Source organism: Caulobacter sp. CCH9-E1 (assembly GCF_001556515.1).
In the GTDB taxonomy this organism is placed as follows: Bacteria; Pseudomonadota; Alphaproteobacteria; order Caulobacterales; family Caulobacteraceae; genus Caulobacter.
In genome coordinates this window covers 1-13,227 of record NZ_LSJA01000262.1, presented here as the reverse complement: position 1 = coordinate 13,227, position 13,227 = coordinate 1, and the positions used below count along the sequence as shown (strand labels likewise).

Below are 13,227 nucleotides of genomic sequence, written 5' to 3'. Positions count from 1 at the left end.
GAGCCGTCTTTGAATTTCGAATCTGAAGCTTGATTGAGATAGTGATGGAGTCCGTCGTGGTGGGAGAGCCGGGTATGGCCGAGGGGCGTCGGGGACTGGGACGCGGTCTGTCCGCCCTGTTGGGCGAGGTCGAGGCCGCGCCCGCCCAGGCGCCGGGCGATCAGTCCGCCGGGTCGCGCGAAGCGCCGATCGAACTGCTGAAGCGCAATCCCGACCAGCCGCGCCGGACCTTCCGCGAGGAGGATCTCGAGGAGCTGACCAACTCGATCCGCGAGAAGGGCGTTCTGCAGCCCATCCTCGTGCGACCGTCGCCCACCACGCCGGGCGAATATCAGATCGTCGCCGGCGAGCGCCGTTGGCGCGCGGCCCAGCGGGCCGGCCTACGCGGCGTGCCGATCATGGTGCGCGAGCTGGACGACCTGGCGGTGCTGGAAATCGGCATCATCGAAAACGTCCAGCGCGCGGACCTGAACATCCTCGAAGAAGCGCTTTCGTACAAAGTGCTTATGGAGAAGTTTGAACGCACCCAGGACGCCATCGCCCAGACGATCGGCAAGAGCCGCAGCCATGTGGCCAACACCCTGCGCCTGCTGGCCCTACCGGAAGAGGTCCAGTCATACCTGGTCAGCGGCGAGCTTTCGGCCGGTCACGCCCGCGCGATCGCGGCCGCCGCCGACCCGGTCGCTCTCGCCAAGCAGATCATCGACGGCGGTCTCTCGGTTCGCGAGACCGAGGCTCTGGCTCGCAAGGCCCCGACCGCGCCCTCGGCCAAGAGCAAGGGCGGCCGTCCGCCCAAGGTCAAGGACACCGACACCCAGGCCCTGGAAGCCGACCTGTCGTCGGTGCTGGGCCTGGACGTCACCATCGACCATCGCGGCGGCGCCGGGTCTCTGACCATCAGCTACGCGACGCTCGAGCAGCTCGACGACCTGTGCAATCGCCTGACCCGCGGGGTCTGATCATTCGCACTTAAAAGCGTGCGGATGAGTGGTTTTTGGGGTCTCTGAAAATCGCCTCTGTCGCGCACCGAGCGGCGCCTCTCCGTACTCCGGGAGGCGCCGTTTTCGTGAGGCGAGGGCGGTTGGCCGGATTTTCCGGCGCAAGCGCTTGTGACGTAAGGCTTTCTTGGAAAGCGTCCACAAGGGCGCAAAGCGGGTGTTTTGGGCGGTTTGGGCAATTCCCAACACCCCGCCCCATCCTCGTGTCATCCCGGAAGCCTCGCAGAGGCTATCCGGGACCCAGGGGGGGCGTGAACGCCGTGCGAGCCGCCCCTGGGTCGCCGGCTCTTCGCTGCGCTTCGGCCGGGATGACACCGAAAGAGGTAAGACGCCCTACAGCCCCAGTCGCCGCGCGCGACCCGCGATCGCCAGGGCCAGGCGCTCGGCGATCAGCTGGTCCGGCGAGCCGGAGGTCTTGCAGGCGCGGTCGGCGTTGAGAACCTCGCCCTGGACCTCCAGGATGGCCTCCAGGTTCCAGGCGCGGGCCTGGCGCAGGAACTCGCGCTCCTGCTTCCAGAAGACGCCTGAGGCCTTGGCGGCGGCCTGCAGGTCGACGCCGTTCTTGTGCAGGGTCAGGACGCGTCGCAGGCGGCCCAGATAGTAGCTCATGGCCCGGACGGCGGCGGGGCCGCCTTCGCCCTCGGCCGCCGCGCGGCGCAGGGCCGCCTGGGCCGCCCCGACCTTGCCGCCAAACGCGTCGGCCGCCGCGTCGCTCAGAGAGGCCTCGGGCTCGACCCCCAAGAAGTCGGTCAGGTCGGCGGCGGTGGCGTTGATGCCGCTGCCCGGGCCGAGATAGAGGGCCAGCCGCTCGATCTCGGCGCGGGCGACGCCGCGTTCCTTGGGCAGGCGCGAGACGAAGAGATCCAGGGCCTCGCTGTTCAGGCTGACCTTGTCATGGGCCAGGGTGTCGCGGGTCAGGCGGGCCAGGTCGCCGGCCTCGTCCTCGTAGCAGGGGATGACGGCGCAGCCATTGGCCTTTTCGCCGACCTTGCGCAGCTGGGAGTCGCGGCCCAGGGCGCCGGCCTCGATCAGGAAGAAGGCGTCCGGATTGAGCAGGCCTTCGACGTGACGGGTGACGGCCTCGGCGGCGGCCTTGTCGGGTCCGGCCTTCTCGCCGGTCAGGCGCAGGCGCACCAAGCGTCGGCCGCCCATCAGCGACAGGGCCGACAGCTCGTCCTCCAGCTTGGCCGGGTCGGACTCGACGTCGCTCTCGGTCAGCTGGGCGGTGTCGAAGGGGTCGTCCGGGCGCTCGACCACGCGCTTGGCCAGGGCGTTGGCCCGGTCGCGCACCACGCCCCGGTCCTTGCCGTAGATGACCACGGCCCGGATGTCCGGGGTCGGCTCCCTCAGGAAGCGTTCGACGTCCGGACGCTTGGACAGGATCATCGCTTTGTCGCGTCCTAGAGCATTTTCCGACGAAGTGGACACCGGTTCGTCGTCAGAAAATGCGTTACAATAGAAGCCTAGGGCGCTTTCCGATCCAGTCGGGTCGGAAAGCGCCCTAGGCCGGCTTCTTGCCCGCCAGCCAGGTGGCGAGGTCCAGCTGGATCTTGCGGGCCACCTCGGCCGCCGCACGCTCCTGACCGTCCTGCTGGGCGGCGATGGCCGCGTAGGGCTGGTCGGCCGAGTCGTAGGTCACCGAGGCCTCGGTATAGCCCTTGTGGACCTCCGCGCCGGTCTTGGCGTCCAGAAGGCGCCAGGTGACGCTCATCCGCAGCTCGTAGCGATTGGCGACGTTGTCGAGACGGACGCCGCGGGCGAACCGCGTCTCGTTGACCCCGAAGGCCAGCTTGTACGCCGCCGGCGTTCCCTGGCGATGGGCCAGGGCGTCGTCCAGCTGTTCGCGCAGCAGGTAGCCCCCGCGACCCTCGGCGGCGATCGTCTCGATGCCCGAGAGGCCGCCTTCCACGCCCGGACGAGCGTAGAGAGGGGTGAAGCCGCAGGCCGACATGCCAAGGCTCGAGAGCGCCAGAAGCGATGTTCTAAGGGCGCCGATCAGCAGGAAGCGTTTCATCGGTCAGTTGGCCACGATGTTGACGATGCGGTCCTTCACGACGATCACCTTGCGGACCGTCAGGCCCTCAAGGTGGGCCAGGACGTTCGGATCCGCCAGCGCGATTTTCTGGACCTCGTCCTCGGCCGCGCCGGCCTTGACCTTCACTTCGCCGCGACGCTTGCCGTTGATCTGGATCGGCAGGACGCGCTCGTCGTCCGCGGCCAGGGCCGGGTCCGCCTTGGGCCAGGGCGCGTTCACGACCATGCCTTCGCCGCCGATGCGGGCCCAGGCTTCCTCGGCCAGGTGCGGGGTGAACGGGGCCACCAGGCGGGCCAGGATGTTCAGGGCCTCGGCGCGGGCCGCCAACACGGCTTCCGACGCGCCTTCGGCCGGAGCGGCCTTCAGGGCGTTCAGGAACTCGTACAGGCGCGCCACGCCGCTGTTGAAGCGGAAGCCCTCGATGCTGTCGGTCACGAAGCCGATCAGCTTGTGGGCCGCCTTGCGCAGGGCCAGGGCGGCTTCGTCGTTGGCGTCATGGGCGAACTCGCCGGCCGGCTGGCTGTCGAACTCGTTCCACAGCCGGTGGGTGAAGCGCCAGCTGCCTTCGACGCCGGCGTTGGTCCACTGGACGTCGCGCTCGGGCGGGCTGTCGGACATCACGAACAGGCGCGCGCTGTCGACGCCGTAGGCCTCGAAGATGTCCTCGGGGGCGACGACGTTCTTCTTGGACTTCGACATCTTCTCGACGTCGCCGATGATGATCGGCGCGCCGGTCTTGGCGTGCGTGGCCGACCGGCTGGCGCCCTCGACCTTGATAACCACGTCCGAGGGCTCGACCCACTCGCCGGCCTCGTTCTTGTAGGCCTCGTGGGTGACCATGCCTTGCGTGAACAGGCCCGCGAACGGCTCCTCGACCGAGACCAGGCCCTCGTCCTTCAGGGCGCGGGTGATGAAGCGGGCGTACAGCAGGTGCAGGATCGCGTGCTCGACGCCGCCGATATACTGATCGACCGGCAGCCAGTAGTCGGCAGCGGCCTTGCCGACCGGCTCGGCGGCTTTCGTGTCGGCGAAGCGGGCGAAGTACCAGCTGGAGTCGATGAAGGTGTCCAGCGTGTCGGTCTCGCGCTCGGCCTTGCCGCCGCAGGACGGGCAGGTCGTGTGACGCCAGGTCGGATGGCGCAGCAGCGGGTTGCCCGGCTTGTCGAAGGTCACGTCCTCGGGCAGGGCGACCGGCAGCTGGTCTTCCGGCACGGGGACGACGCCGCAGGCCTGGCAGTGGATCACCGGGATCGGGCAGCCCCAGTAGCGCTGGCGCGAGACGCCCCAGTCGCGCAGGCGATAGACGGTCGCGCCCTGGCCCTGGCCGGCGGCTTCGATGCGCGCCACGGCCTCGGCCTTGGCGGTCTCGACGTCCATCCCGTCCAGGAATTCGGAATTGAAGATCTTGCCGGGGCCGACATAGGCCTCCTTGCCGATCTGGAAGGTCGCCGGGTCCTCGCCGTTCGGCAGCACCACCGGCTTGACCGGCAGGCCGTATTTGCGGGCGAAATCCAGGTCGCGCTGGTCGTGGGCCGGGCAGGCGAAGATCGCGCCGGTGCCGTAGTCCATCAGGATGAAGTTGGCGATCCAGACGGGCAGGGTGATCGACGGATCCAGCGGGTGCTTCACACGCAGACCGGTGTCGTAGCCCAGCTTCTCGGCGCTCTCGATCTCGGCTTCCGAGGTGCCGCCCTTGCGGCAGTCGGCGATGAACTGCTGGATCTGCGGATTCTCGACCGCCAGCTGCTCGGCCAGCGGATGCTCGGGCGCGATGCCGACGAAGCTGGCGCCGAACAGGGTGTCGGGACGGGTGGTGTAGACCTCCAGGCCCTCGGCCAGGCCGTCAGGAGCCTCGCCGTCAAACTGGAACTTGAAGCGCAGGCCCTTGGAGCGGCCGATCCAGTTCTCCTGCATCAGGCGAACCTTGTCGGGCCAGCGGTCCAGGGTCTTCAGGCCGTCGATCAGGGCGTCCGCGTAGTCGGTGATGCGCAGGAACCACTGGGTCAGCTTGCGCTTCTCGACCGTCGCGCCCGAGCGCCAGCCCTTGCCGTCGATGACCTGCTCATTGGCCAGGACGGTCATGTCGACCGGGTCCCAGTTGACCGAGGCTTCCTTGCGATAGACCAGGCCGCGCTTCAGCAGGCGCAGGAACCAGGCCTGCTGCTTGCCGTAATATTCCGGGTCGCAGGTGGCGAACTCGCGCGACCAGTCGACCGAGATGCCCAGCGATTTCAGCTGCTCGCGCATGGCGGCGATGTTGTCGTAGGTCCAGCCCTTGGGGTGGACGCCGCGCTCCATGGCCGCGTTCTCGGCCGGCATGCCGAAGGCGTCCCAGCCCATCGGGTGCAGGACGTTGAAGCCTTGCGCGCGCTTGTAGCGGGCCACCACGTCGCCCATGGCGTAGTTGCGCACGTGCCCCATGTGGATGCGGCCCGAGGGGTACGGGAACATCTCGAGGACGTAGTATTTCGGACGGCCGTCGTTGATCTCGCCGGTCTTGAAGACGTCGGCCTTCGCCCAGGCGTCACGCCACTTGGGCTCGGTGTCTTTGGGATTGTAGCGGGCCATCGGAAACCAGGTCTTGGATGCAGGAACGCGCCCCGGGAGGCGCGGCCGCGTCAAGAGTAAGCGGTTTCGCGGCCGGAGCGCGCAGGAATATAGGAACTCGGGATCTTCTCCGCGTGGAAGAAGATCCCGTCGGGCCTTAGCCCTTGATGTTCGAGAGACGAAGCTGACGGGCGCGGGTCAGGATCGCGTTTTCGATATCGGTGGCGGTCTGGTCGGCGACCGGGGCGTCGACCCAGGCGCCGTTCACGTCCTTGGACTGCTTGAACACCGTGACGTTCAGGCCGTCGGCGCGCAAGCGGGTGTCCAGGATGTAGACCGTCGCCTTGAAGCGCTCGGCCGGGGTCTCCGGATTCACATACCAGTCGGTGATGATCACGCCGCCGTACGGATCGGCCGAGGCCAGCGGCATGAACGCCAGGGTGTCCAGGCTGGCGCGCCACAGATAGCCGTTCACGCCGATCGAGCCTTCGGTCGCCGGACCCTTGTTCCCGCCGCCGAAGCGCTTGAAGGGGTTCAGGCCAGGCTCGTCGCTCTGGGTCGAGAAGGTCTTGGGAGGCTTGTTGCTGCTGCAGGCCGACACGCCCAGCATCGACAGAGCCAAGACGCCCGCGGCGACGCCGCGCATCACAGACCCACGCTCAAACGCCATAGTACCTCGCTCCAATGTCTCGCCGGCGCGACTTGCGCACTCCTGGCGCGCCCCCGCAGCCGGGAGCCGGTCTATAGCATGGCTGCGCTGCCTCAAAACAGGAATCGCGTGACCTCACCGCCACACGAGTCGATTGAATCGTACAATACGGCCTCAAGTGCGACCAAAGGCCGGTTGACCGCGTTTCGGCCAAGCCTTTAATCGAAATTCACGGGCCTCTTCCTATATGGGACGGGCGGGGACAACAGAGTACAGGCGGCGAGTAGCGATGGTCGCGAAGCGTTTCTTCCTGGCGGGGACCGCCGCGCTGATCCTGACGGGATCGGCGTCGATGGCGTTCGCCCAGGCCAAGCCGCACGCGGTCGCCCCTGATTTCAGCGTCAAGAACGACTTCACCAGCGCCGCCGCCGGCGTCCAATACCCGCGGGATGACAAGCGCACCCTGCGTTGGGACGCCAAGAAGGGCCGCTGGGGCCTGAAGCTGGACCTCGACCAGCCCTCCAGCCGCGAAATGGAAATGCAGGACGTCCAGGCCGGCGCCTATTTCAAGGTGACCCCGTCGATCCGCGTCGGCGGCGCCGTCAGCCTGGGTGAATCCAACCCGGCCCTGGCCGCCCGCAAGGCCCAGCAGCCCGAAGCCGCCCCGCGCGTCCGGCTGGAAACCGCCTTCAAGTTCTGAACCGGGTCAGCTCGCCAGGGCTTCGACCGCCGCGATCCCGACAATTCCGCTGCCCGCCAGCTGGCCGACCGTGTCCGCGCGCACGCCGCCCAGCGCGTAGACGGGCAGGGGCGTCACCCCGACCATGTCCTTCAGGCCCTTGAGACCCAGCGGCTCTCCCGCCGAGGGGCTGTTGCTGGGAAAGACCGGCGAGACGATCACGGCGTCCGCGCCCGCCCGCTCGGCCGCTCCAACGGCGGTCAGGTCATGGGCGGCCACGGTGATCAGATAGCGGGCGTGCTCCGCTCTCAGCTTTGGGATTTCGCCGGCCAAGCGCTCGGGCATGTGCAGACCGTCGGCCCGAACGCCCTCGGCAAGCCCCGGATGCGCGCCGACCAGCAGTATGAGACCACGAGCGTCCGCGATCGCCCGCAGGCGGCGGCCCTGCTCGACCGCGTCCTCGGCGCCGAAGGCCCGGAACACGATTCCGGACCCGGCTGGAAGCCGTTCGGCCACCGCCTCGGGCGAGGCGACGCGGGCGGGATCGGTGAAGAACAGCAGGTTCGGCAGCACGCGGCCGCGCACGGTCCTTGGCGGAAAGGCCGCCGCCGTCCTAGACAGGACGTCCAGTTCGCTGTCGCCTCGCAAGGCCGCTCCTTCCATGTCCCAAGCCCTCGCCGACATCCAAAGCCGCATCGCCGCCGCCGAGGCCCGCGCCGGACGGGCGCCAGGCTCGGTCACGCTGGTGGCGGTCTCCAAGACCCAGCCTTGGGAGCATATCGCGCCCGTGCTGGAGGCGGGACAGAAAGTGTTCGGCGAAAACCGCGTGCAGGAGGCGATGGAACGCTGGGGCGACCGACGCGAAGGCCTGGAGCTGCGCCTGATCGGCCCGCTGCAGACCAATAAGGCGCGCGAGGCCGTGGCCTTCTTCGATGTCATCGAGACGGTGGACCGCGAAAAGCTGGCCCGCGTGCTGGCCGAGGAAATCCAGCGGGCCGGCAAGGCGCCGCGCCTCTACGTTCAGGTCAATACCGGCGAGGAGCCGCAGAAGGCCGGAATCGCGCCGGGCGAGGCGGACGCCTTCATCGCCGCGTGCCGGGGGACCTATGGCCTCAACGTCGAGGGGCTGATGTGCATCCCGCCCTTCGACGCCGATCCGGCGCCGCACTTTGCCGAGCTGCGGGCGATCGCCGAGCGCAATGGCGTCGAAAAGCTCTCGATGGGCATGAGCGACGACTTCGAGATCGCCATCGCCGAGGGCGCGACCTCGGTGCGGGTCGGCTCGGCGCTGTTTGGGGCGCGGGGCTCGGCGCACTAGGGGTTTCCCCTCCCGAAAAGCCAAAATGACGCTAGTCTTCCGTGTCGCCGCAGGGAGATTTCGTGATGAACGCCTTTCCCCAGGGGACTGTCCACGAGGCCGCTGAAGATCTGCGGGCGGCGGTGCGGTCGGATCCAAGGGTCCTTGAGTTGTGGGCCAGCCTGACGCCGCTTGGGCGAAACGAGTTCATTTGCTGGGTTGATGACGCCAAACAAGCCGCAACCCGCCAACGCCGCATCCAGCGAACCCTGGAGGAACTGTTGGAGGGCAAGAAGCGGCCTTGTTGCTGGGCGGGCTGCATCCATCGCACCGACAAGGCGCCGGGACGTTGGCAGCAGGCCGTCCTGATCGACGGGAAAGGCAAGAGCGGTTGATGGCTCGGCCCTAGCCCACGATCTCCACCGCGTCGCCCGGCTTGGCCGCGGCCAGCACGGCCTCCAGGTCCACGCGCGCCAGGGCCACACAGCCCTCGGTGCCCGGATAACCGTCCCGCGCCAAGTGCATGAAGATCGCCGAGCCCATGCCAGGAATCGGCGGGGCGTCATTATGGCCCAGGATCACCACCAGGTCGTAGACGGCGTCGTCGCGCCACATCCGCTCGGCGCTGGCCGGGTAGGGCAGGGTCACGGGACGATTGTAGTTCGGATCGCCAGGCGCGTCGCACCAGCCGTCCTGAGCCTGCGTCGCGCGGACGGGCAGACGGGTCGTGGGGCCCTGCGTATAGACGTCCGGCCGATACCAGACCTCGCGCATGGCCCAGACCCCGACGGGACTCTTGCTGTCGCCCTCGCGCTTGGCGGCGGCGGCGATCGCGCCGGCCTTGCCGATCGCGCAGCGCAATATCCGCCCGTCAAATTCGAAACGACCATCGGCATGGGCGCGGAACAGCATGGAGACGTCGACTCCCGGACTTAAGGCCTCGCCCGGGGTTGTCCCCGAGGGCCGCAGCGGTGCATGTTTCGCCTTATGGCGCAACGCAAGACCCTTCTGCTCATCGACGACGACGACGACCTGCGCGGCGCCCTGGCCGAACAGCTGGCCCTGCACGAGGAGTTCGCGGTCAACGAGGCCGCCAGCGCCGGCGAGGGCGTGCGGATGTCGCGCGAGCTCAAGCCCGACCTGATCCTGCTGGACGTTGATTTGCCTGACATGGACGGCCGCGAGGCCTGCCGCCTGATGCGCAAGAACGGCGTCACCGCGCCCGTGATCATGCTGACGGCCGCCGCCAGCGACAGCGACACCATCCTGGGCCTGGAGTCCGGCGCCAACGACTATGTGACGAAGCCCTTCCGCTTCGGCGTTTTGCTGGCCCGCATCCGCGCCCAGCTGCGCAGCTACGAGGCGTCGGAAGACGCGCTGTTCCGTATCGGTCCCTACGAATTCCGGCCCTCGGCCAAGCTGCTGGTTGACGAGAAGCAGAAGAAGGTGCGGCTGACCGAGAAGGAAACCAATATCCTCAAGTACCTCTATCGCGCTGGCTCGAAGCCCGTGTCGCGCGAGGAGTTGCTGACGGAGGTCTGGGGTTACAACGCCGGGGTCACCACCCACACGCTGGAGACCCACGTCTATCGTCTGCGCCAGAAGATCGAGCCCGATCCGGCCGTGGCGCGGATCCTGATCACCGAGATGGGCGGCTACCGGCTGCAGCCGTAGCTGAAAGCCAATAAATCAGTGTCATCCCGGATAGCGCTACGCGCTTCCGGGATGACACGGTTTGTATGGCTCAAAGAAAAGGGCCCGGCCTTTCAGCCGAGCCCTCTCCAAAAACCACTGTCGCCTGGCTTACGCGTTGCCGACCTGCTGGCCTTCGGCCTGGGCCTTGCGCGCGGCGTAGACGCCGGCGAAGTCGATCGGGTCGATCAGGAACGGCGGGAAGCCGCCCTCGGCCGTCACGTCCGAGATCAGGCGACGGGCGTAGGGGAACAGGAAGCGCGGGCACTCGATCAGCAGCACCGGCTCCAGATCTTCCTCGGGCACGCCGGCGATGTGGAACAGGCCGCCATAGACCACTTCGACGTGGAACACGGCTTGGTCATCGCGCAGGGCGCGGGCCGAGAGCTTCAGGTCCACCTCGAACAGGCCGTCGGGACGACCGCGGGCGTTCATCTCGACGCCCATGTCGATGGCGGGTTGGGCCGCGCCGGCGCGCAGGCTATCGGGGGCCAGCGGGTTCTCGAACGAGAAGTCGCGGACGAACTGGGCCAGGATGCGGACGCCCACTTGGCCGGCGGCGTCTTCCGAAGTCGCCTCGGGGGCGCCGGTGGGGGCGGAGGTGTCGGTCATTAGGACAAAATCCGTGATCGGCGCGCAAAAACGCCTTGAGTAAGGTGGGCGCTGCTACCATGAGGGCCCGTCTGGCGCAACGCCAGGCGCCTGACGAGAGCGCGCGTCTCGCCTATATAGGAAAGACACGGGGCGTTCGCCCGGTTCGGAGAGCCTTTTTCCGAAACCGACGAGCGTTCGCCGACCTAGACATTCCCTGGGCCTACAAAGCCCGTCGCCGGACCTTGAAGTGTTTCAGATCCTGTTCCTCGCCGCGGTCGCCGCCATCGTCCTCTATCAGCTCTACGCCACGCTTGGGCGTCGGGTCGGTCGTCAGCCCGAGGACGCGTCCGTCAAGGCCGCCCCCGCCGGTTCCGCGCCGATCGCCAGCGACGCCCATCCGGTGCTGCGCTCGGAAGGCCTCGCCGCGCTGAAGGCCCGCCAGCCCGATTTCGACCCGATCAAGTTCATGACCGGCGCGCGCACCGCCTATGAGCAGATCGTCACCGCCTACGCCGCGGGCGATCGCGAGACGCTGAAGCCGCTCCTCGCCCCCGAGGTCATGGCCAATTTCGAGCACGCCATGACGGCGCGCGAGGCCGCCGGTCGCACCGAAAAGGTCGAGTTCATGGCCCCGCCGCGCCTCGACCTGGAAAGCGTCGACCTGGTTGGCGACACCGCCAAGGCGGTGGTCCGCATCCTGGCCGAGGTGCGCACCCGCACCAAGGACGAGCGCGGCGAGGGGGTCGACGACCGCCGCACCGCCGAGCTCTGGACCTTCGAGCGCGAGGTCAAGAGCGCCAATCCGAACTGGCTGCTGTCGTTCGTCGCCGCCGCCGAGGCGTGATGATCCGCGTCCGGACCGCTTCGAGCGCCATCGCCCCGCTAGCGCTGGCGGCTCTGCTGCTGAGCGCCTGCGCCAGCGTGGTGACGCCGCCGCCGATCGCCCCGCCCGCGTCGCCGCCGGTTCAGGCAACGCCTCAGGCGCCGGCTCCTCCGGCTCAGCCGCCGGTCGCCCAGCCCGCGACCGTCTCGTTCTCGGACCTGCCAGGCTGGGCTCAAGAGGATCATCTGGCGGCGCTGAAAGCCTTCCAGGCTGGCTGCGGCGTGTCGAAGGACCCGGCCATGACCCGCGTCTGCGACCTGGCTCGGGGAATGAGCGGTTCGGACGCCGCCGCCGCGCGCGCTTTCTTCGAGGCCAACTTCCAGGCTCAGGCTGTCGGCGAAGACGGGCTGCTGACCGCCTATTTCGCCCCCCAGTATCAAGCGCGGATGTCGCGCAACGCCGAGTTCTCCGCGCCCGTGCGCCGTCTGCCGGACGATCTGGTCGTGCTGGATCTCGGCCCCTTCGAGCCGGCCCTGATCGGCAAGAAGATCACCGGCCATGTCGAGGGCAAGACCTTCGTTCCCTATCCGGACCGCGCCGAGATCGAGGCGGTCCCGACCGACAAGCCCCTGGCCTGGATGCGGCCCGAGGAGCTGTTTTTCCTGCAGATCCAGGGCTCGGGCGTGCTGGTGCTGCCCGACGGCCGCCGGGTGAAGGCGGTGTTCGCCGGAACCAATGGCAAGCCCTTTGTCGGCATCGCCACGCCCATGCGCGACAAGGGCCTCTTGCCCGACAACAACACCTCGGGCGACGCCATCCGGACCTGGCTGGCCGAGCATCGCGGGCCCGAGGCCGACGCGATCATGCGGCTGAACCCGCGCTACGTGTTCTTCAAGATGGCCGAGGACGACGGCAAGGAGCCTCTGGGCTCGGCCGGCGTGTCCCTGCCGCCCGGCCGCGCCATCGCCGTCGATCCCAGCCGCCACGCCTATGGCGCGCTCTACTGGCTGGACGCCAGCGCTCCCGCCCTGGCGGGCGCCTTCCCGACCTATCGCCGCCTGGCCGTGGCGCTGGACACCGGCGGGGCGATCAAGGGCGAGGTGCGCGCCGATCTCTACATCGGCACGGGTCCGGAGGCCGGGGCCGAGGCGGGGCGCGTGCGGCACATGCTGCGGCTCTACCGCCTCGTTCCAAAGCCGTAAGGTGAGCAAGAAGCCGCCGCCCGGACCTGAGGACGACAAGCGCCTTTGGCGGCTGGTCGCCTCGACCGTGACCCCGCGCGCGCCGGTGAAGCCGGAGAAGATGCGGTCCAAGGCGCGGATCCGACCGTCGCTGAAGTCCGACACCGCCCTGCCGGCCGAGCCGCCGACGCGCCTGGCCTCGATCGCGCCGCTCCGGCTTCACCCGGAAGACCTGAAGCCGGCGTTCGCGAAGGCGCTCAAGGGCCCCGCTGGGACCATCGAGCCCAATCGCAAGCTGCGGATCGTCAAGGAGCGCGACCCGATCGGCGCGCGGCTGGACATGCATGGCCTGGATCAGGACCAGGCCCGCGCCACGCTGGAGGCCTTCATCCGCCGCTCGTTCAGCCAGGGTCACCGGGCGGTGCTGGTCATCACCGGCAAGGGCAAGGTGGGGCAGGGGGTCCTGCGCGCGCGCACGCCCGAATGGCTCGCTGACCCGTCCCTGCGCGAGATGGTCGCCGGCGTCTCCACCGCCGACCGCCGCCACGGCGGGGAGGGGGCGCTGTACGTGGCGCTGAAGCGGCGGGTTTAATTCGAAGCCACCAAATCCGTGTCATCCCGGAAGCCTCGCAGAGGCTATCCGGGACCCAGGGGCCGCAAGCGCGGCGCTCCCGCACCCCCTGGGTCCTGTGTATTGCGATGTAGGTCAAGCGTTGGCTTGATGGTTGGCGG

At 68.4% G+C, this 13,227-nt stretch carries 15 protein-coding genes; 8 read left to right on the top strand and 7 right to left on the bottom strand.

The window, feature by feature from the left end:
• Positions 1-44 precede the first annotated feature (44 nt).
• Complete coding sequence (locus AX690_RS14720; RefSeq protein WP_066730458.1) at positions 45-959, top strand: ParB/RepB/Spo0J family partition protein; 915 nt, start codon at positions 45-47, stop codon at positions 957-959.
• A 372-nt stretch (positions 960-1,331) separates the two neighbouring features.
• Here the strand turns inward: AX690_RS14720 and holA are convergent, their stop codons facing one another.
• From holA to AX690_RS14700, 4 genes are all read right to left on the bottom strand, one after another.
• Positions 1,332-2,384 (bottom strand): DNA polymerase III subunit delta, encoded by a 1,053-nt coding sequence (gene holA / locus AX690_RS14715; RefSeq protein ID WP_066730457.1) that lies wholly within the window; start codon positions 2,382-2,384, stop codon positions 1,332-1,334.
• A gap of 115 nt (positions 2,385-2,499) precedes the next feature.
• A complete protein-coding gene (gene lptE, locus AX690_RS14710) occupies positions 2,500-2,949 on the bottom strand; it encodes an LPS assembly lipoprotein LptE (protein ID WP_369798219.1) in 450 nt (149 codons plus the stop codon).
• A 66-nt stretch (positions 2,950-3,015) separates the two neighbouring features.
• Entirely contained in the window at positions 3,016-5,601 is a 2,586-nt protein-coding gene (leuS, locus tag AX690_RS14705) for a leucine--tRNA ligase (RefSeq protein WP_066730455.1), read from the bottom strand.
• A gap of 136 nt (positions 5,602-5,737) precedes the next feature.
• Entirely contained in the window at positions 5,738-6,265 is a 528-nt protein-coding gene (locus tag AX690_RS14700; RefSeq protein WP_082769681.1) for a DUF3576 domain-containing protein, read from the bottom strand.
• Between the two features lie 253 nt (positions 6,266-6,518).
• Here AX690_RS14700 and AX690_RS14695 point away from each other — a divergent pair, with 253 nt between their 5' ends.
• Positions 6,519-6,929, top strand: coding sequence for an NtrZ family periplasmic regulatory protein (locus AX690_RS14695; RefSeq protein ID WP_197426871.1), 411 nt, complete (start codon positions 6,519-6,521; stop codon positions 6,927-6,929).
• Positions 6,930-6,935: 6 nt separating this feature from the next.
• Here the strand turns inward: AX690_RS14695 and AX690_RS14690 are convergent, their stop codons facing one another.
• Positions 6,936-7,556, bottom strand: coding sequence for a thiamine phosphate synthase (locus AX690_RS14690; protein ID WP_197426870.1), 621 nt, complete (start codon positions 7,554-7,556; stop codon positions 6,936-6,938).
• A gap of 13 nt (positions 7,557-7,569) precedes the next feature.
• On the opposite strand from AX690_RS14690, the gene AX690_RS14685 reads away from it, so the two are divergent.
• Both AX690_RS14685 and AX690_RS14680 read left to right on the top strand, forming a co-directional pair.
• Positions 7,570-8,226, top strand: a complete 657-nt coding sequence (locus AX690_RS14685; protein WP_066730452.1) for a YggS family pyridoxal phosphate-dependent enzyme — start codon at positions 7,570-7,572, stop codon at positions 8,224-8,226.
• 65 nt (positions 8,227-8,291) lie between these two features.
• Entirely contained in the window at positions 8,292-8,600 is a 309-nt protein-coding gene (locus tag AX690_RS14680) for a YdeI/OmpD-associated family protein (protein WP_197426869.1), read from the top strand.
• Between the two features lie 10 nt (positions 8,601-8,610).
• On the opposite strand, the gene AX690_RS14675 is transcribed toward AX690_RS14680, so the two are convergent.
• A complete protein-coding gene (locus tag AX690_RS14675; protein WP_066730450.1) occupies positions 8,611-9,117 on the bottom strand; it encodes a L,D-transpeptidase in 507 nt (168 codons plus the stop codon).
• A 75-nt stretch (positions 9,118-9,192) separates the two neighbouring features.
• Between AX690_RS14675 and AX690_RS14670 the strand changes: the two genes are divergently transcribed.
• Positions 9,193-9,879, top strand: a complete 687-nt coding sequence (locus AX690_RS14670; protein ID WP_066730449.1) for a response regulator transcription factor — start codon at positions 9,193-9,195, stop codon at positions 9,877-9,879.
• Positions 9,880-10,008: 129 nt separating this feature from the next.
• Here the strand turns inward: AX690_RS14670 and secB are convergent, their stop codons facing one another.
• Complete coding sequence (secB, locus tag AX690_RS14665; RefSeq protein ID WP_066730448.1) at positions 10,009-10,509, bottom strand: protein-export chaperone SecB; 501 nt, start codon at positions 10,507-10,509, stop codon at positions 10,009-10,011.
• 196 nt (positions 10,510-10,705) lie between these two features.
• Between secB and timA the strand changes: the two genes are divergently transcribed.
• The 3 genes from timA to AX690_RS14650 are packed head-to-tail and all read left to right on the top strand — an operon-like array spanning position 10,706 to position 13,087.
• Positions 10,706-11,335: a TIM44-related membrane protein TimA gene (gene timA, locus AX690_RS14660; protein ID WP_082769678.1), complete on the top strand. Its 630-nt coding sequence runs from the start codon at positions 10,706-10,708 to the stop codon at positions 11,333-11,335.
• Positions 11,335-12,516, top strand: coding sequence for a murein transglycosylase A (locus AX690_RS14655; protein WP_066730446.1), 1,182 nt, complete (start codon positions 11,335-11,337; stop codon positions 12,514-12,516). The genes timA and AX690_RS14655 overlap by 1 nt, the downstream gene beginning before the upstream one ends.
• A gap of 1 nt (position 12,517) precedes the next feature.
• Complete coding sequence (locus tag AX690_RS14650) at positions 12,518-13,087, top strand: Smr/MutS family protein (protein WP_066730445.1); 570 nt, start codon at positions 12,518-12,520, stop codon at positions 13,085-13,087.
• Positions 13,088-13,227 lie beyond the last annotated feature (140 nt).

Bases quoted from the DNA above. Each gene is read 5' to 3' on its own strand.
- AX690_RS14720 (WP_066730458.1), top strand. From the start codon at position 45: ATGGAGTCCGTCGTGGTGGGAGAGCCGGGTATGGCCGAGGGGCGTCGG.
- holA (WP_066730457.1), bottom strand. From the start codon at position 2,384: ATGATCCTGTCCAAGCGTCCGGACGTCGAACGCTTCCTGAGGGAGCCG.
- lptE (WP_369798219.1), bottom strand. From the start codon at position 2,949: ATGTCGGCCTGCGGCTTCACCCCTCTCTACGCTCGTCCGGGCGTGGAA.
- leuS (WP_066730455.1), bottom strand. From the start codon at position 5,601: ATGGCCCGCTACAATCCCAAAGACACCGAGCCCAAGTGGCGTGACGCC.
- AX690_RS14695 (WP_197426871.1), top strand. From the start codon at position 6,519: ATGGTCGCGAAGCGTTTCTTCCTGGCGGGGACCGCCGCGCTGATCCTG.
- AX690_RS14685 (WP_066730452.1), top strand. From the start codon at position 7,570: ATGTCCCAAGCCCTCGCCGACATCCAAAGCCGCATCGCCGCCGCCGAG.
- AX690_RS14680 (WP_197426869.1), top strand. From the start codon at position 8,292: ATGAACGCCTTTCCCCAGGGGACTGTCCACGAGGCCGCTGAAGATCTG.
- AX690_RS14675 (WP_066730450.1), bottom strand. From the start codon at position 9,117: ATGCTGTTCCGCGCCCATGCCGATGGTCGTTTCGAATTTGACGGGCGG.
- AX690_RS14670 (WP_066730449.1), top strand. From the start codon at position 9,193: ATGGCGCAACGCAAGACCCTTCTGCTCATCGACGACGACGACGACCTG.
- secB (WP_066730448.1), bottom strand. From the start codon at position 10,509: ATGACCGACACCTCCGCCCCCACCGGCGCCCCCGAGGCGACTTCGGAA.
- AX690_RS14655 (WP_066730446.1), top strand. From the start codon at position 11,335: ATGATCCGCGTCCGGACCGCTTCGAGCGCCATCGCCCCGCTAGCGCTG.